The sequence below is a fragment of the Bradyrhizobium sp. 195 genome (assembly GCF_023101665.1).
Lineage (GTDB): Bacteria > Pseudomonadota > Alphaproteobacteria > Rhizobiales > Xanthobacteraceae > Bradyrhizobium.
Genome location: NZ_CP082161.1, coordinates 3,589,696 through 3,606,741, shown reverse-complemented (window position 1 = coordinate 3,606,741; position 17,046 = coordinate 3,589,696). Strand labels below are relative to the sequence as shown.

The following is a 17,046-nucleotide window of genomic DNA, read 5'->3' as shown; positions in this document are numbered from 1 at the left end:
GACTGCAATGAATGCGTTCCAGCGAATGAACACAGCGCTGATGGTCGACGAGGCCAAGCAGATCTTCAAGGTCTCCCGACGGGCTTTCGTCGATCCGGATATTCTCGAAGCCGAGCGCATGCGCATCTTCGAAAAATGCTGGCTCTATCTCGGTCACGCTTCGGAACTTCCAAAGCCCGGCGACTTCGTCACCCGTCAAGTCGGCGGCCGCAACATTCTGTTCGCGCGCGACGCCAGGGGAGGCTTGCGGGCCATGTTCAACACATGTCCGCATCGCGGCGCACAGGTTTGCCGTGAAAAGCACGGCAACGCGAAGTCCTTCCAGTGCTTCTATCACGGCTGGGTGTTCGGGCTGGACGGTGCGTTGCGCAGCCAGCCGGGCGAGGCCTCATACGCGCCCGATTTCAAGGAGCGCAGCACGTCCAACATGCAGCAGGTGCCACGGTTCGAAACCTATCGCGATTTCTGCTTCGTGTGCTTCGACCGGAATGCCGAGGCACTCGATGTCTATCTCGGCCCGGTGAAGGAATATCTCGACATCATCGGCGACCAGGCCGAAACCGGCATGACCATCGTCGGCGGCACGCAGGAATACTCGATGCGCGCCAACTGGAAATTGCTCACCGAGAACTCGATCGACGGCTATCACGCGCTCACCACCCACGCGACCTACTTCGACTACCTCAAGGCCACCAATGGCGGCCTCGTGCCGGTGCCGCTGGAGGGCGCCGCGCGCGATCTCGGCAATGGACATGCCGTGCTGGAGTACAAGGCGCCGTGGGGACGTCCGGTCGCACAATGGGTTCCCATGTGGGGCGATGAGGGCAAGCGCGAGATTGACCGGCTCTACCAGGGACTGGTGACCCGCTTCGGCGAAGAGCGCGCCAAGCGGATCGCGCACTACAATCGCAATCTGTTCGTGTATCCCAACCTCGTCGTCAACGACATCATGGCCGTGACGATCCGCACCTATTATCCGCACGCTCCCGATTTCATGACCGTCAACGCATGGGCGCTCGCGCCACAGGAAGAGACCGACTGGGCACGCAAATACCGCCTGTTCAATTTCCTTGAATTCCTGGGCCCTGGTGGCTTCGCGACACCCGACGATGTGGAGGCGCTGGAACAGTGCCAGCGCGGCTTCCGCAACGCCACGGAAGCGCAGTGGAACGACATTTCCAAGGGGATGGGCAAGGAAACGCCGGCCTATGACGACGAGCTACAGATGCGCGCGTTCTGGTCGAACTGGAACAAGCATGTCTTCGCCGCATCGGCCTAAGGCAGGAGAGGCACATGCAGAACATCACCCGGGCCGACGTCGAGGATTTCCTGTTTGCCGAGGCCGAGTTGCTCGACGAATGGCGGCTACCGGAATGGCTCGAACTGTTCACCGAGGACGCGATCTACTACGTACCGTCGACCGACGTTCCCGCGGACTCCTCGCCCGAGAAGAACCTTTTCTATGTTGCGGACGACCGCTTTCGCCTCAGCGAACGCGTCAAGCGCCTGATGAAGCGCACAGCGCATGCCGAATTCCCGCATTCGCGCACGCGGCACCTGGTCAGCAACGTGCGGATCCGGAGCCGGAGCGACAGCGAGATGGAGGTCGCCGCCGCCTTCATCACCTATCGCACCAAGGATGGCGTCACGGATACCTATTTCGGCAGCAATCGCTACCGGCTGGTCGCCGAGAACGGGCGTTTGCGCATCAGAGAGAAGCGCTGCCTGCTCGACAGCGAAGGACTGCGCACGCAAGGGCGCGTCAGCATCATCCTCTAGGAACGTTCGATCGTGGACAAGAAGCTCATGAACAATGTCGCCGTAGTGACCGGCGCTGCAAAAGGCATCGGCCTTGCAATCGCGGAGAGGCTTGCCAGCGACGGCGCGAGGTTGATTCTGGCCGACCTCGACGAGGCAGGGCTGAAGGACGCTTCGGCACGCCTCGCCAGCCAGTTCGATGTGGAGGTCGCAAGCGAAGCCGGAGATCTCGCCGAACAAGCCGTCGCCGAGAAGACCATCCGGCTTGCGTCCGAACGGTTCGGCCGCCTCGACATCCTCGTCAACAATGCCGGCGGCGGCATTATCAAGCCGTTCGCGGAGCATACACCGGAGACGTTGAAGAGGACGATTGATCGTAATCTCTGGACGGTGCTGTGGTGCTCCTGGTATGCGGCTCCTGCGATGCGGAAGCAGCGCTACGGGCGCATCATCAATCTCGGCGCCGATTCCGTGCGCAATGGTCTCTGGGACCACGCTGCCTACAATGCGGCCAAGGGCGGCGTCCACGGCCTGACGACCGGCATGGCGCGCGAGTTCGCCAGGGATGGCATTACCGTGAACACGGTTGCTCCCTGCGCGGTGAACACGCCGCAGATGGCCGCCATCACCAAGAGCGACCCGGCACTTGCCGCCAAATTCGTCAGCGTCATCCCCATGGGGCGTCCAGCCGAAATGGAGGAAGTCGCCTCAATGGTCTCCTATCTCGCATCCGCCGAAGCATCGTTCGTGACCGGCCAGGTCATCAGCGTCAATGGCGGCAGCACCATGCTCTAGGTTCTCGCCATGCCCGAAACAGTCAATCTCTGCGCTGCCGTCGAAGTTGTCGAAGGAGAGATCAAGCAGGCTTCCCTGCCTGACGGCACCAATGTCGCGTTGTATCGCGTGGCTGGCACGATCTACGCGACGGCCGACATGTGCACCCATGGCGAGGCGTCCTTATCGGAAGAAGGCATCATCAGCGGCAAGATCGTTGAATGCACCTTCCACTTCGGAACCTTCGACGTCACTACCGGCGAGCCGACCGGCATGCCCTGCGAGATTGCCCTGAAGACATATCCCGTCACCGTCGTGGACGGGAACGTCCAGATCGAGGTCTGACATGCCATCCCGCCCCAATCGCACTCCTGCTCCGCTCAAGACCGCACGGCGGTCGCTGGCGCCGCCGCGCCGCCGGACTCAGGCCGAGCGGACCGCCGAAACGCGGCTGCGGATCCTGAAGGCGGCCGCCAATCTGATCCGGCGTCGAGGCTATGCGCGATTTCGGACCGCCGAGGTTGCGGCTGAGGCCGGCATCTCCCGTGGCGCCCAGCTCCATCACTTCCCGACCAAAGATTCCCTCGTCGTGGCCACGCTCGAATATGTGTTCGAGCAGGCGCAGATCCTCAGCCGTCGTCGCGCCGCCGCGGTAAACCGACCACGAGATCTAATCGAGGCGGTCATTGCGGACGCGAGGGAGTTCTTCTTCAGCGAGCACTTCATGGTGGCGATCGACATCGTGCTTTCGACCTCCACCGACCAGGCCGTGCGCCGGCAAATTCTCGACATCTCACGCAAGGCACGCCGTCCGGTCGAAGCAGCTTGGGCCGAGGCGCTGGTGACGGGCGGTGTGCCCGCAGCCGTCGCGGCCGATATCGTCGCACTCACCCTCGGCGTCGTCCGGGGCATGGCGTTGCGCGCACTCTGGGACAACGACCCGAAATGGTTCGACGAATTGTTCTCGGTATGGCGGCGGATGATCAAGATTTTCCTGGAATCTCAATCCACAAGGGCGCAGACGAAATGATCAACGGCCAGGCGACGCCTCTGATTACGTCCGTCTGCTATGTCCGGCTTGCGGTCAGCGAACTCCACGCCAGTGCGCGGTTCATGTCGGACGTTTTCGGCCTGCAGCGGGTTGCGGAGCATAACGGCGAGATCGCATTTCGCTCGGACGACCGCTACCGCACGGTAAGCCTCGGCAGCAATTCGAGCGAGAACGCAAGCGTCGGGATCGAAGTATGGGACGATAAGGCTCTCGAGACGATCAGCAAGCGCCTGAGTCAACTCGGCTTTGCAGTGAGAGACGCCAGCGCGGCTGAATGCAACCGCCGTTATGTCCAGTCCGCGTTGCTGACCGAAGACGCCTCGAACAACCGGATAGACTTCGTGGTGCGCCCCAGCCGTAGCGGCCGCCGCTATTTTCCGACCCGCGATGCCGGCATCGTGCAATTTCATAGCGTGGGGCTTCGTACCGCCGACCACGTCCGCGACCTCGTTTTCTGGCAAGCCGTCGGCGCCGCGGTCAGCGATTGGGTTGGCGATATCACCTACTTGCGGATCGACGGGATGCATCACCGCGTCGCGCTGTACCCGTCAACACGCAACGGACTCCTCTATGCGGCCTTCGAGGTCGAGGCACTCGATCAGATCATGCAGAACAGCTACTTCATGCAGGAAAGCCAAGTCAAGATCGTGCAAGGCCCGGGGCGAGAAGCTGCTTCGCGCCAGATCTTCCTGCACATCGAAGGTCCGGACGGTCTGATTTTTTCCTACGTCAATGGCATGTCGAAATACGGCGACAAACCGCGTCCGGCGCGGCAGTTTCCATTGACGGCAACATCTCTGTGCGAGTGGGGCAGCGAAAGCAGCGACGTACCGGAGCTCAGTGCGCTGGTCTAGAAAAACGAGGAAAACAGCATGATCCAGCTCAAGGATGTCAGCTACGTCCGGCTTGGCTCACCCGACCTGGAATCTGCGGAGAGCTTCGCAACGACCTGTCTCGGCCTGCAGATCGCCGAGCAAGGCAAGAAGGAGCTTTATCTGCGCTCCGACGACCGTGCCCACACGCTGTGCTATTCGGAAGGAGATCCGCGGAGCCAGACCGTCGGCTTCGAGGTCGAGAATGAGGCAAGCTTGCAGGATGCGGCGTCCACGCTTGAATCGCTCGGCCACCCCGTCCATGCTGGGACGGCTGATGAGGCCAGCCTTCGCAAGGTGAAGGCCTTCATCGGCTTCAGTGATCCGACCGGAAATCACGTCGAGCTGGTGGTCCGGCCCGAGCGCCACGGACGACGCTATTTCGCGAGCCGTGACGCCGGCATCACCGGCTTCAGCCATATCGGACTGAACTCGACCGATCCGGCGCGCGATGAGCAATTCTGGACTCAGGTCTGCAATGCCCGCGTCAGCGACCGCATTGGTGATATTCCCCTGATGCGGGTCAACGCCATCCACCACACTATTGCGCTGGTCCGCGCGCCGTTCGCCGGCATCCAGCACATCAACCATCAGGTCCAGAGCAGCGACGACGTGCTGCGCTCGTACTACTTTCTTCATGAGAAGCGCGTGCCGATCGTGTTCGGTCCTGGCCGGCATCCGACCTCAGGCGCCCGGTTTCTGTATTTCAAAGGACCGGATGGCATGATCTTCGAGTATTCTGTTGGCGTTGATGAGATCGAAGATGAAGCGACCCACAGGCCACGGCAATTCGGATTTGAGCCGGCCAGCTTTTGCATGTGGGGCTCCAAGCCCGCAGGCATGACGCTTCCATCCAACTGAAGAATAGAGCAGACCCATCACCGAACGGGGTGGAGCAACTTCGTAGGAGGTCACATGGATCTCGGATTGAAGGGGCGGAAGGCTATTGCATGCGCGGCAAGTCAGGGGCTGGCTTTTCCCGATCAGCCCCACTGCCGAATGGCGCAGCGCTTTTTTGTTTGCACATGGATGCAGACACCCAAGGTGGCGCCTGACGAAATCTAACGTTCCTTTTTTAGACTAAATGAGCACCCAACCATTCCTGCACCCCATCTAGATTTGCGACACCCAATAAAGGCAGCTGAATTCTACCCAAAAATACCGTTATATTTCTCATACTTACAAGCGGTCGACCAAGCGAACGATGCGGTCCCACCAAATATCTGTCAGTTCGTTTTTTGAATTATTGTTGGTGAAGTGGCCATTTCTCGTTATAACCCTCGTCCAAGGCATGGAGGGAAGCGATGACGAGCCATTCTATCGAGATAGGGGATCGCCTTGAGCCTTGAAGATCACCCCACGGTGAAGAGCGTCCGCTCCCGCAGCCGTCAGCACGTTGCCGACATCCCCGTTTCTGCGAATCTGATCAAGCAGATCGCGCGCGACTGCGGCGCCGATGATGCAGGCATCATCGAGATCAATCGCGCCGCGATCGCACCTCAGGTAAAAGTCATCCGGAAGGTCTACGGCCGCACGCGGTCCTTGCTCGCGATCGCTTGCAGCATGAATCGTGAGCCGGTCCGATCCCCTGCCCGCTCGGTCGCCAACGAGGAATTCCACGGCACCTATGATCATGCGAACGAAACTGCGCGCGCGATCGTCCGCGCGCTCGAAGAGCACGGCATCCCGGCCTGCAATTCGGTGGCCGCCTTTCCGATGGAGATGGATCTGCCACGGGTCATGATGGTCCAGCACAAGCCGATCGCCGTGGAGGCCGGGCTCGGTCGCATGGGAATCCATCGCAGCATCATCCATCCGAAGTTCGGAAGCTTCATGGTGCTCGGCACGATTCTGCTTGGACGGGAGGTCGACGCCTATGATCAGCCGATCGACTACAATCCCTGCCTGGAATGCAAATTGTGCGTCGCCGCCTGCCCGGTCGGGGCGATCAAACCGGACGGCGGCTTCGATTTCCTGTCCTGCCAGACTCACAACTATCACGACTTTCTCGGCAACTTTGCGCAGTGGGTCGAGAACGTTGCCGATTCGAAAGATGCCAAGGACTATCGCTCACGCGTGCCCCGCACCGAAACACTGAACATCTGGCAGTCGCTCTCATTCAAACCGGGCTACAAGGCCGCCTATTGCATCGCGGCCTGTCCGGCCGGCGAAGATGTCATCGGCCCCTTCCTGGAGAACCGCGACGCCCACTTTGCGGAGGTGGTCAAGCCGCTGATCGACAAAGACGAGTTCGTCTACGTGATCCGGGACACCGATGCCGAGGACACGGTCACACGGCGCTTCCCTCACAAGAAGGTGCAGTATGTCACCTCGGGCCGCTATAGCGCCAACATTCAGGGTTACCTCTTCTCCCTGTCGCTTGGTTTCCAGCGCGGCAGGGCCAAAGGGTTGGACCTTGTGACACATCTGAGCTTCACGGGAACGACGACGCTCGATGCGACGGTCATCATCAAGGACCGGAAGCTGGAGGTCGTTCCCGACCGCCATGTCGGTGACGCGGGATTGAAGGTCACGGCGGATTCCAAGGCATGGTTGAGCGTTACCAACCATGATCTCGACCTTGCCGAAGCGATCGGATCCAAACTGGTGAGCCCGAGCGATGAAAAGCTGTTTGCCGCCTTCATTCGCTGCTTCCCGATCTGAATCCGGTCGCCAAGCCGAGGTCGGCTTTCACTGAGCCGAGGTTCGGCCCCGAATGAAGCCGGCCAGCCGGTGTCATCCCGTCCACCGATCAGTGCGCGTCGAAGATCGAGATGAAAGGCTGCAAATGAGCGAAACAACGATACGGGCGGAATTGGCGGGACGGCTCTTGAGCTTCAGCGTGAGCGAGGGCGATCCGCTGGAGGCTGGTCAGGACTTCGCACTGCTCGAAGCCATGAAGATGGAGATACCGCTGACCAGCCCTGCCGGTGGTACGGTTGCAAGGCTATTGCGGCAGCCCGACGATATGCTGGCGGAGGGCGATCCGGTCATGGTGATCGTGTCAGCATGAACCAGAGGGAACTCATGGCCGATGAGCAGCCGCAGGACCGAGCAGCCGAGATCAACGAACGGCGGCGGCTCGGCAAGCTCCAGGGCGGCGACGAAGCCGTTCGCAAGCAGCATGCGAGAGGCAAGCTCACGATTCGGGAGCGGATCCTGGGCGTGCTTGACGCCGAATCTTTCAGCGAGATCGGGCCCCTGGCGGGATCAAGCGAAAGAAGCGACGCCGGAGAACTCTTTTTCACGCCGGCCAATTTCGTGCTGGGATTCGGCCGCATCGGCGGCCGTCGCTGCATCGCAGCGGGCGAAGATTACACGATGAATGCCGGCTCGCCCAATCCGGCGGGGCTGCGGAAGAGCATCTATACCGAGGAAGTTGCTTTGAGGTACCGACTTCCGCTAGTGCGCCTGCATGAAGGATCGGGAGCGAGCATCACGGGCAGCGGCGGCAAGAATGCTCACACCTTGCCGGAGCCGGTCTACGCTCCCAATCGTTTCGAATCGATGGCACGATGCCTAAACGCCGTCCCCGTCATCAGCGCGGCCCTAGGGGCGGTGGCCGGCCTTCCAGCCGGGCGCCTGGCGGCCTCGCACTACACCGTGATGACGCGGTCGGCGCAAATCCTTGCAGGTGGCCCGGCGCTGGTCGAGCGAGCCCTGGGCGTCAAGGTAACCAAGGAGGAATTGGGCGGGCCCGATGTCCACGCACGCAGTGGGCTCGTCGACGACGTAGTCGAGGATGAAAAGGCCGCGTTCGAGCGGATCCGACAATTTCTGTCCTACCTGCCGCATAACGTCTGGGAGCTGCCGCCGAAAGCACCGCCGCGGGATCCGCTGGCGGAGGCAGCCGCGGCGCTCGAGACTATCGTGCCGTCAAACCGGCGACGAACATACGACGCGCGCAAGGTCATGGACGGCATCTTCGATCAGTTCTCGATCTTCGAAATGGGCCGACGTTTCGGTCCAGGCCAGATCACCGCATTCGCCCGGTTGTGCGGTCATCCGGTCGGCGTCTTCGCGAGTGACCCGCGCCATAATGCGGGATCGTTGACCGCCGAAGGCGCGCAAAAGGTCAGGCGCTTTGTAGACTTGTGCCAACTATTTCATGTGCCGATCGTCACCTTGGTCGACGAGCCCGGATTCATGATCGGCCCGGAGGCGGAAGCTGCCGCGACCATCCGGCACGGCGCTGCGGCACTCGCTGCGGTCGCGCTTTCTACTGTGCCGTGGGCGTCGGTCATCATCCGCAAGTCGATGGGTCTTGGCGCTTACGCCCATAAACCGACGGGCACGTTCGTTCTCGCTTGGCCCTCGGCAGAGAGCGGCGCCATCCCGGTGGAAGGCGGCGTCGCCATCGCTTTCAAGCGCGAGATTGACGCCGCTCCGGACCCGGGTGCGAAACGGGCCGAGTTGGAGGAGCAGTTCGCCGCACTGCAATCGCCATTTCGTCAGGCTGAAGCCTTTGCCGTTCACGACATCATCCATCCAGTCGAAACAAGGGCACGCCTCGCCGAGTGGATCGACATGGCCGAACCGAAACTCGCGGGCGAATTGGGACCTCCCCGCTTCGGCTTCCGACCTTGAGACTTGCTAAAGCGGATGTAGGCACGTTGATCACAAGGCCGTCCTGGAGGAGCGAAAGCGACGAAGCAATCCAATTTCTCTGCCTGGCGCTCGGTTGACAACTACGAGTCACTTCAATTAACATACTTACTAGTCAATAACTAATTTCGGCAGCTGCTTGAGAGCCATACCGAGCGGACCCGAGCGACGCCGTTGGAGGAAGCAACATCGAGCGAGCTGCCATCCGAGCGTCTGTTCGAATCTTCATTTCGATCGGTGGCTGATCGAAGCCTTCGCGAAGGGGTCGGCCCGATACGTAGAGCCAGAGATTTGGCAGAAATGACTTTGATCAAACTGAAGAGCGGGCCAGGTTTATGGGACCTTTGGTATGCCAAAGCAGGTCACGGCGTGAAATCGCAGGAAGCGCGCCTTGCGTGTGACAGCCTGCTGTTCGCCATTCAGATGGCCGGCCTAGGCGTCTTCTTGGCGCCCTTTCCTCTTCTGATTTCGCTCATCGCAAACAAGCGATTGGCGGCTGTGAAGGATTGAACATGATTTCTCGTCGGAACGTGCTTTTTGGCATTGGCGGAGCGGCAGCGGGAGGGGCGCTTGCCAGCTCGCTAGGTGGGACGACGTTTTTCAACTATGGAGACGCTCCGGTAAACGTTCTTGACTATCGCGAGCTGGCAAGGACGCGCTTGCCAAAAATTGTGTTTGACTACCTCGAGGGTGGCGCGGGAGGCGAGTGGTCCTTGTTGCACAACAGGGAAATATTCGAACGCCTTGTTTTCCGTCCCAAACGGCTGCTCGACATCAGCAAACGAGACATTTCGACTGTCTTGTTTGGAAAGAAGTATGATGCACCGATCATTATTGCTCCGACCGGCTTGAATGGCGCGTTCTGGCCTAACGGGGACATCGCGTTGGCGCGAGCCGCTGAGAAGACCAACATTCCCTTTGCCTTGTCGACCGCTTCAACAGCGTCCATTGAGGACGTGGCGCAAAATGCGGGCGGGGACAAGTGGTTCCAGCTCTATGTGTTGAACAAGACGTTGTCGCAACAACTGGTAGAGCGGGCCAAGGCAGCAGGCTACTCAAAGCTCATTCTAACGGTCGATCTCGGGGTTGACGGGCTCAGAGAGCGCGACAATCGCAATGGCTTCAAGTTGCCGTTGAATTACTCATCGAGCTTGCTCGTCGATGGCCTGACGCATCCAAGCTGGGCACTCGACTTTGCAAAGCACGGCATGCCGAAGGTGGCGAACTTTACCAGAAGAGACGCTTCGGATACGGCAAGTCAGGCTGGGCAAATGAGACGAGGCCTGGACACGACCTTCAGCTGGAAAGATCTGAAGTGGCTACGCTCCATCTGGCCTCATCAGCTATTGGTCAAGGGAGTGTTGCGGCCGGACGATGCCGTGCGATGCGTCGCTGAGGGCGCTGACGGCGTAATCCTGTCAAATCACGGAGGTCGGCAGCTGGGGGACGCGATCTCCCCGCTTCAAGTCTTGGCCGAAACAAGAAGCAAGATCACACAACCGATCCTTATCGACAGCGGTTTCCGCCGCGGCGCAGACATCGTGAAGGCGCTCGCTCTTGGAGCAAACGCGGTTCAACTTGGTCGCGCGACACTCTACGGGTTGGCGGCTCGGGGCGAAATTGGCGTAACGGAAGTGCTCAACATGATGTTCGCAGAGATCGACAACACCATGGCACAAATTGGTTGCCCCTCGATTGCGGACCTCAGCACGGATTGCATCGCTGAAGATGGATTGCCTCTGGGCGCTCGCTCATGACTGGACGATCCCAGCGATCTTCTGCCGCTCTTTCCATCCGCGGCATGACCTTCGGCAGACATATGGAGCTCTAAGCGGAACCATTCTCCGATGAATAACGCCTAGCCGAATTAACCGGAGCGCGCGCGATACGTCCATCCTATTGTTCTCATGACAAACTCATTGGAGCCGCGAGGAACTGCCCGGCCCACAAGTCCCCTCGATCTACCCCGTGACGTAACCTGCCGCTGAGCGCCACAGCGGAAACAACTTCAGTCACCTCACCAACAATACATCCAAGGAGATTATCATGCACTCACGTCGAAAGCTGATGAAAGCAGGCCTTGCCGCGGCCGCCCTTGCCACTACTAAGGTCAGTGCGCAGGCTGCGGGGGAAACGGCGTCGCGGAGCAACGGGAGCGATGAACTGCCTCGCAAGCTCACCATATTGTCGATACGCCAGGACGACGGGCGCGAAACCATGGGAGTGAAGACCGCTGCCGGCGTACTCGACGTGGCCGCCGCGACCAAGCTCCTCGGATTATCGGCGCCGCTCACTTTGGAGGCGCTCCTCGTCAACGGCGGCAATGCCGAGCTGAAAACCCTCGTAGATACTGCTCTCAAGGCGCCCAACGCAAAAGCTGCATTCCTTGATGAATCGAAGATCAAGTTCGGGCGTCTATTCAACAAGCCTGGAAAGATCGTCTGCCTCGGCCTCAATTACCGAGAACACGTCGAGGAAACGGGCCAGAAACTGCCTCCTCTACCTATCCTCTTCAACAAGTACAACAACTCGCTTGCACCGCACATGGTGACGGTGCAACTTCCGCCGCGCGACGTCTGCTACAAGTTTGACTATGAGACCGAGCTGGTCGTCGTGATTGGCCGCAAGGCGCGCAATGTCCCCGTTGAGGATGCTCTGTCATACGTCGCCGGATACGCCGTAGGCAACGATTTTACATCGAGAGATCTGCAACTGGAGGTTCCCGGCGGCCAGTGGATGGTCGGCAAGACGCTCGATGATTTCGCCCCCATCGGACCATATTTCGTTTCCGCCGATCAGATCGATCCCAACAATCTGGACCTCGAGACTCGCGTGAACGGAGAAGTGCGGCAATCGTCGAACACGACGAAACTGATCTTCAATCCTCAGAAGATCATCGCGTACGCCTCCCGGCTGCTCGCTCTCGAACCGGGGGACATCATCTTCACCGGCACGCCTTCCGGCGTGATCGTCGGATATCCCAAGGAGAAGCAGGTCTGGTTGAAAGCCGGCGATAAGATCGAAAGCACGATCCAGGGACTTGGGACGCTATCGTTCACCCTCGCCTGATGATTGTGTTTGCGCTCGACGATCATAGGATGAGTGGCCATTGAGCCAATTGGGGCAGACACCGATATCGGTCCTGCAGCCAGGTTCATCAGAGCTCTTGGCCACTCATCCCAATTCCAGCACATGCCCTCGCTTCTCGGTGAAAGATCAAGATGCTTCGTTTCGACAGAGTAACGATCTCGCTTGCGGTCGTCCTGCTTTGGCTGTCGCCTTTGCACGCGCAACAGACCGGAGGCGCGCCGTCCACTTCAGCACAAAATGATCAGACGGCTCGTATGGCAGAAATTCCTTACAGCCCTCGGACGAAGATCACGGTCGAACGCCAGGGACAGGTCGTATTGATCGGCATCAACCGGCCCTACATCGACAACCGGATCGACCCAGAGGCGCTGGAAGGACTGGCGAGAGCATACTTCGACTATGATCGGGACCCGTCGCTTCGTGCCGCAGTGCTGTTCGGCCATGGCGATCGCTTTTCCAAAGGCATCGATGTCGATGCCACCAAATCGTTCGCCCAGTCAGGAAGAAAACTTCTGGACGGGCCAGGCTTCATCGACCCCACGGGTCGGATCAAGCCAAGGCTCACGAAGCCACTGATCATTGCGGTCCATGGCGACACCTGGAACTTGGCCCATGAGCTCTTCCTTGCAGCGGACATACGCGTAGCTTCGGAAGACACGGAGTTCGGCCAAGATGAAAATACGCATGGTCGATTTCCTGGAGGCGGCGCCACGATCCGCTTTCCCAGAGAAGCGGGTTGGGGAAACGCCATGCGATACATTTTGACGGGAGACCATTGGGGAGCCAAAGAGGCCTTCCGAATGGGAACCGTTCAGGTTTTGGCTCCAAACCGGGAGGCGGCTCTCACGAAGGCGATCGAAATTGCGAACAAGATCGCTGCGTCCGGTCCGCTCGGCACCAAAGCCTCTCTAGCCAGCTCCCGCATGGCGCTTGAAGACCCGGAGAGCGCGGCCATGGCCACACTTGGCGAACAATATCGTGCGCTGCTCATGACAAGGGATTTCCAGGAGGGCCGCGATGCCGAAGCGCAGAACAGACCGCCGGTTTACGAAGGGCGCTGATTGCGTCGCTCTCTCCTAGGCCGGACCTCAGCCCGGATTGCATCGCTGAAGATGGATTGCCTCTGGGCGCTCGCTCTGGACGATCCCAGCTGATCGGTCATGCGCGTCTCAGCTGATCTCATTCACGTAGTGATGATGCTTGGTCGTCGCGCGGTGCTCGCTGAGCAGCGTCAACGCGCCCGCCTGGTCGTAAGCTTCCTCGCGGATCACGAGGACGGCATTTGGGGAAGGCAGCACTAGCAGGCGACGGTCGTGTTTATCGGCAAGTTCAGCCGTGAGCTTCTCACGCACCGCCGCAATCCGAATGCCGTAAGCATCGAGCAAATGGAGGTAGAGAAGCGCGGGCACCCGGGCCGCCACATCCGGGAAATCGGGAACGCGGCGCGCAACCAGGCGAATTCGCGAATGCATCACGGGTGCTCTGCCAAGCAGTCGGATGCGGTGCAGACGGATAAGTGGCTCGCCGACAGGCTCTGCAAAGAGCGCAGCCTCTTCAGGATCGGCAGGTCCAATCTGCACCGACAGGACCTTGGGCGTGGAATGCTGCAAGGTTCCGTCCTCGCCATGCAGGCGAAAATACTGAAAGAAGAAGCGAAGACTGTGCTGCGGCGCGCGGCCGGTCACGACCGTTCCGGTCTTGCGACGGCGCACCAGCATGCCGTCACCCGTCAGATCGGCCAGAGCGCGGCGCATGGTGCCGACCGCAACTCCATACCGTGCTGCCAGCGCGACCTCGCCCGGCAAGACAGTGCCTGGGGATAATTCCCCGATGAGGATCGCCTCGGCGATCTGCCGTTTTACGTGCTCGTACAGCGGAACCGGCAGGCTCGAGGGGTCGCCGGTCGGTGCCTTTGCCTGTTTGCCGGTCACACGTGCCTCATTATTTGGAATTGACAGCAGTCGGCGTCCATCGTCTATTTCTTTATAGAATATAGAAATCGGCCGCCGCAAATGAATTCGCCTCCATCGCCGCCCGGGCCGACCTTGGCCGACAGCTTCGCCGAGATCGAACGCACCGCTGAAAGTGCGATCGACGATCTCGCGCGGATGATCGCAGTGGATACAAGTTTTCCGCCTGGCGCGGGATACGGTGCATTTGCCGCTCTGATGGAGAACGTGCTCGCAACGCTCCGCCTGGAATGTCAGCGCGTCGACGTACCCGACCATCTGTGGCGCGTCGCCGGCGGCCCAGCGCATGGCACGCGCACCAATCTCATTGCACGCCGCCGCTCCGGCAAACCGGCCCTGGGGTTGTATTTTCACATCGATACCGTGCCTGCTTCGCCCGGCTGGACAACCGATCCGCTGCGTTTGACGCGCGATGGCGATCGCCTGATCGGCCTTGGCGCCGCCGATATGAAGGGAACCATCGCCGCCGTGCTGCTGGCGCTGCGCGCCGCCGAAAGAACGGGCCTGCAGCTGGGCTACGATCCAATGCTGCTGCTCTGCACCGACGAGGAAGGCGGGCTCTATCCCGGAGTACGTTATCTCGCCGAGCAGGGCCTGCTCGAAGGGCACATCCTCAACTTCAACGGCGTCGCAGCGCCACGGATCTGGGCCGGGTGCTTCGGTCTGTTCACATTGCTGGTGAAGGTCCATGGCCGGACGGTTCATGCGAGCGAGGCCGCGCGCGCCGGGGCCGGCGCCAATGCCATCGAGGCCGCGTTGCCGATCCTCAATGCGCTTGCCGCACTAAAGCCGGAGATCGCAAAGCGCGTCTCCGCCCTGCCCGCCCCGCCAGGCGCGACGGGTCCGCTCGCCGCGCAGCTCGACATTTCCGCCGCGCATGGCGGCGAATGCGGCGGCCAGATTCCGTCGCAGTTCGAGATCCTCATCTGCCGCCGCTACGCGCCGGAGGAGGACTTCCTCGCAGCGCGCAGCGAAATCGAAAACGCGATCCGCACGGCCGCGCTCCACGCTGCGATCGAGATTGTCCTCACGGGGCACCTGATGCCGACGTCGGATCCGACCGGTCCTCACTGGCCGCGCTGGCAGGATGCACTGTCGGCCGGGTTCGGCTACGCGCCCGACGAATTCGCCAAATGGGGCGCGACGAGCTGTTCCGACTTCGGCTGGGTGCAGGCGACCGGCATGCAGGAGATCCTTCTCACGGGCCTTGGTCGCACGAACAGCCGCATTCACGCGCCCGGCGAATTCACGACGCTCACCGACATCGTCACGCTCGCGAAGTCGGTCCTCGCCTATCTGTCCGCCGAATTCCGTCCCGATCTCTCGCCCGAAGCAACCGCCATTGGCTAACTCGAGGAGCCTCTCCCATGCTGTCCGTTACCCGTCGCGTGTTTCTTGCCGGCACGGCCATCAGCCTCGTCACTCTTCCCAGGATCGCCGGCGCCGATACCCCCAAGCGCGGCGGCGTGCTGCGGATGTCGCTCGACCAGGCCGCGTCGGTGATTCACCCGATGCTGGCGCGGGTCAATCCGGAATATCTCGTTACCGAGCTGCTCTATTCCAACCTGACCCGGCTGAAGCCGGACATGACGGTCGAGCCGGACCTCGCGCTATCCTGGGAGCCAAACGAGACGCGCACCGAGTGGATCTTCAAGCTGCGCCCGGGTGTGACGTTCCACGATGGTTCGCCGCTGACGTCCGAAGACGTCGTCGCCAGCATCAAGGCTATCCTCGATCCGAAAACGGCCTCCCCCGGGCGGACCAATGTCGGGCCGATCCAGGAGGTTGCAGCGATCGATCCGCTGGCCGTCAAGTTCACGCTCTCCGGCGCCTACGCCGACCTACCGGTGGCCCTCACTTACCTCAACGCGCGGATCGTCCCGGCGAAGGTCATCGCGTCCGATCTCGCCAGGCTGTCCACCACGGCGAACGGCACAGGGCCCTTCAAGCTGGTATCCTATGAGCCCGATCGAAAGATCGTCGTCGAACGCAACGCCGCCTACTACGACCCGACGCGGCCGTACCTCGACAGCGTGGAACTGCTGGTCTATCCCGATCGCACGGCCGAAGCCTCGGCGATGATCTCAGGCGAGATCGACCTGCTTCTGACGACGACGCCTGGCGAATATGAGCGACTTGCGAAGACCGGTGGCGTCAAGGCGCTGCGCGTCCCGTCCGGCCAATTCCTCAATATCATCCTTGGATGCGATCAGAAGCCCTTCAACGACATCAGGGTTCGCCAGGCGCTCGCCCTGGCGGTCGACCGCGAGGCGACCGTCGGTTTCGTCGCCGGCGGGTACGGCACGCCGGGCAACGATACCCCCCTGAACTCCGCCTATCACTTCTACAAGAACATTCCGATGAAGAAGCCCGACATCGCCAAGGCGAAGCAGCTTCTGGCCGAGGCCGGTTATCCCAACGGTATCGATCTGACGCTGATCGCGTCCGACAAGCCGGCGACCCGCACCCAACTCGGCGTCGCGGTTCGCGAGATGGCCGCTGCGGCCGGCTTCCGCATCAACCTGCAGACAATGCCCCACGCGACCTATCTCGACCAGGTCTGGAAGAAGGGGAGTTTCTACGTCGGCTTCTACAACATGCAGCCGACGGCGGATGCGATCTTCAACCTGCTTTTTACCTCCAACGCGACCTGGAATGAGACACGCTGGAACAACAGCGCCTTCGACACAGTCATCAATGCGGCCCGTGTCGAGACCGATGAGGCGAAGCGTGCCGCGCTTTATACAAAGGCGCAGGAGATGATGAATATGGAAGTGCCCTCCGTGATCTCGGCATTCTTTGATCTTCTTGCTGCGCAGCGAGCCTATGTCGAGGGCTACACGTTGCATCCGCGCGGTTCAGTATTCCGTCTCGATCTCGTGTCGCTCGGCGCCGGCGCGCCGAAGCGCGGCTGACGCGGAGACTT

General features: G+C 60.7%; 17 protein-coding genes and 1 pseudogene. 17 read left to right on the top strand and 1 reads right to left on the bottom strand.

Annotated features, from left to right (window positions below):
* The first annotated feature begins 7 nt into the window (after window positions 1–7).
* The 15 genes and pseudogenes from IVB26_RS16435 to IVB26_RS16370 all read left to right on the top strand — a co-directional run bounded on the left by IVB26_RS16435 (window position 8) and on the right by IVB26_RS16370 (window position 13,211).
* Window positions 8–1,279, top strand: a complete 1,272-nt coding sequence (locus IVB26_RS16435) for an aromatic ring-hydroxylating oxygenase subunit alpha (RefSeq protein ID WP_247972603.1) — start codon at window positions 8–10, stop codon at window positions 1,277–1,279.
* 14 nt (window positions 1,280–1,293) lie between these two features.
* Window positions 1,294–1,779, top strand: a complete 486-nt coding sequence (locus tag IVB26_RS16430) for an aromatic-ring-hydroxylating dioxygenase subunit beta (protein ID WP_247972602.1) — start codon at window positions 1,294–1,296, stop codon at window positions 1,777–1,779.
* 12 nt (window positions 1,780–1,791) lie between these two features.
* Entirely contained in the window at window positions 1,792–2,553 is a 762-nt protein-coding gene (locus tag IVB26_RS16425; RefSeq protein ID WP_247972601.1) for an SDR family oxidoreductase, read from the top strand.
* 9 nt (window positions 2,554–2,562) lie between these two features.
* Window positions 2,563–2,877 (top strand): non-heme iron oxygenase ferredoxin subunit, encoded by a 315-nt coding sequence (locus IVB26_RS16420; RefSeq protein ID WP_247972600.1) that lies wholly within the window; start codon window positions 2,563–2,565, stop codon window positions 2,875–2,877.
* 1 nt (window position 2,878) lies between these two features.
* Window positions 2,879–3,067 (top strand): annotated as a pseudogene (locus IVB26_RS43535) (hypothetical protein); the annotation flags it as partial.
* A gap of 54 nt (window positions 3,068–3,121) precedes the next feature.
* The gene (locus tag IVB26_RS16415; protein WP_247972599.1) at window positions 3,122–3,562 is read left to right on the top strand and encodes a hypothetical protein; all 441 of its coding nucleotides are present in this window, start codon (window positions 3,122–3,124) and stop codon (window positions 3,560–3,562) included.
* On the top strand, window positions 3,559–4,437 hold the full coding sequence (locus IVB26_RS16410; protein ID WP_247972598.1) for a VOC family protein: 879 nt from the start codon (window positions 3,559–3,561) through the stop codon (window positions 4,435–4,437). Before IVB26_RS16415 ends, IVB26_RS16410 begins: the two co-directional genes overlap by 4 nt.
* Window positions 4,438–4,455: 18 nt before the next feature.
* Entirely contained in the window at window positions 4,456–5,316 is an 861-nt protein-coding gene (locus IVB26_RS16405; protein WP_247972597.1) for a VOC family protein, read from the top strand.
* 477 nt (window positions 5,317–5,793) lie between these two features.
* Window positions 5,794–7,119 carry a 4Fe-4S binding protein gene (locus IVB26_RS16400; RefSeq protein ID WP_247972596.1) on the top strand — a complete coding sequence of 442 codons (1,326 nt, stop codon included), beginning with the start codon at window positions 5,794–5,796 and terminating at the stop codon, window positions 7,117–7,119.
* A gap of 124 nt (window positions 7,120–7,243) precedes the next feature.
* The gene (locus IVB26_RS16395) at window positions 7,244–7,468 is read left to right on the top strand and encodes an acyl-CoA carboxylase biotin carboxyl carrier protein subunit (RefSeq protein WP_247972595.1); all 225 of its coding nucleotides are present in this window, start codon (window positions 7,244–7,246) and stop codon (window positions 7,466–7,468) included.
* A 14-nt stretch (window positions 7,469–7,482) separates the two neighbouring features.
* Window positions 7,483–9,042: an acyl-CoA carboxylase subunit beta gene (locus IVB26_RS16390; RefSeq protein ID WP_247972594.1), complete on the top strand. Its 1,560-nt coding sequence runs from the start codon at window positions 7,483–7,485 to the stop codon at window positions 9,040–9,042.
* A gap of 255 nt (window positions 9,043–9,297) precedes the next feature.
* On the top strand, window positions 9,298–9,570 hold the full coding sequence (locus tag IVB26_RS16385) for a type 2 periplasmic-binding domain-containing protein (protein WP_247973184.1): 273 nt from the start codon (window positions 9,298–9,300) through the stop codon (window positions 9,568–9,570).
* A 2-nt stretch (window positions 9,571–9,572) separates the two neighbouring features.
* Complete coding sequence (locus IVB26_RS16380) at window positions 9,573–10,817, top strand: alpha-hydroxy-acid oxidizing protein (RefSeq protein ID WP_247972593.1); 1,245 nt, start codon at window positions 9,573–9,575, stop codon at window positions 10,815–10,817.
* Between the two features lie 289 nt (window positions 10,818–11,106).
* On the top strand, window positions 11,107–12,129 hold the full coding sequence (locus IVB26_RS16375) for a fumarylacetoacetate hydrolase family protein (RefSeq protein ID WP_247972592.1): 1,023 nt from the start codon (window positions 11,107–11,109) through the stop codon (window positions 12,127–12,129).
* Window positions 12,130–12,281: 152 nt separating this feature from the next.
* Window positions 12,282–13,211, top strand: coding sequence for an enoyl-CoA hydratase-related protein (locus IVB26_RS16370; protein WP_247972591.1), 930 nt, complete (start codon window positions 12,282–12,284; stop codon window positions 13,209–13,211).
* Between the two features lie 108 nt (window positions 13,212–13,319).
* On the opposite strand, the gene IVB26_RS16365 is transcribed toward IVB26_RS16370, so the two are convergent.
* A complete protein-coding gene (locus IVB26_RS16365; protein WP_247972590.1) occupies window positions 13,320–14,081 on the bottom strand; it encodes a GntR family transcriptional regulator in 762 nt (253 codons plus the stop codon).
* 81 nt (window positions 14,082–14,162) lie between these two features.
* Between IVB26_RS16365 and IVB26_RS16360 the strand changes: the two genes are divergently transcribed.
* Both IVB26_RS16360 and IVB26_RS16355 read left to right on the top strand, forming a co-directional pair.
* Window positions 14,163–15,470 (top strand): M20 family metallopeptidase, encoded by a 1,308-nt coding sequence (locus IVB26_RS16360; protein ID WP_247972589.1) that lies wholly within the window; start codon window positions 14,163–14,165, stop codon window positions 15,468–15,470.
* A 17-nt stretch (window positions 15,471–15,487) separates the two neighbouring features.
* The gene (locus IVB26_RS16355) at window positions 15,488–17,035 is read left to right on the top strand and encodes an ABC transporter substrate-binding protein (protein WP_247972588.1); all 1,548 of its coding nucleotides are present in this window, start codon (window positions 15,488–15,490) and stop codon (window positions 17,033–17,035) included.
* Window positions 17,036–17,046 lie beyond the last annotated feature (11 nt).

Coding starts and splice junctions, on each gene's coding strand:
- IVB26_RS16435 (WP_247972603.1), top strand. CDS start 8: ATGAATGCGTTCCAGCGAATGAACACAGCGCTGATGGTCGACGAGGCC.
- IVB26_RS16430 (WP_247972602.1), top strand. CDS start 1,294: ATGCAGAACATCACCCGGGCCGACGTCGAGGATTTCCTGTTTGCCGAG.
- IVB26_RS16420 (WP_247972600.1), top strand. CDS start 2,563: ATGCCCGAAACAGTCAATCTCTGCGCTGCCGTCGAAGTTGTCGAAGGA.
- IVB26_RS16410 (WP_247972598.1), top strand. CDS start 3,559: ATGATCAACGGCCAGGCGACGCCTCTGATTACGTCCGTCTGCTATGTC.
- IVB26_RS16405 (WP_247972597.1), top strand. CDS start 4,456: ATGATCCAGCTCAAGGATGTCAGCTACGTCCGGCTTGGCTCACCCGAC.
- IVB26_RS16395 (WP_247972595.1), top strand. CDS start 7,244: ATGAGCGAAACAACGATACGGGCGGAATTGGCGGGACGGCTCTTGAGC.
- IVB26_RS16390 (WP_247972594.1), top strand. CDS start 7,483: ATGGCCGATGAGCAGCCGCAGGACCGAGCAGCCGAGATCAACGAACGG.
- IVB26_RS16380 (WP_247972593.1), top strand. CDS start 9,573: ATGATTTCTCGTCGGAACGTGCTTTTTGGCATTGGCGGAGCGGCAGCG.
- IVB26_RS16375 (WP_247972592.1), top strand. CDS start 11,107: ATGCACTCACGTCGAAAGCTGATGAAAGCAGGCCTTGCCGCGGCCGCC.
- IVB26_RS16370 (WP_247972591.1), top strand. CDS start 12,282: ATGCTTCGTTTCGACAGAGTAACGATCTCGCTTGCGGTCGTCCTGCTT.
- IVB26_RS16360 (WP_247972589.1), top strand. CDS start 14,163: ATGAATTCGCCTCCATCGCCGCCCGGGCCGACCTTGGCCGACAGCTTC.
- IVB26_RS16355 (WP_247972588.1), top strand. CDS start 15,488: ATGCTGTCCGTTACCCGTCGCGTGTTTCTTGCCGGCACGGCCATCAGC.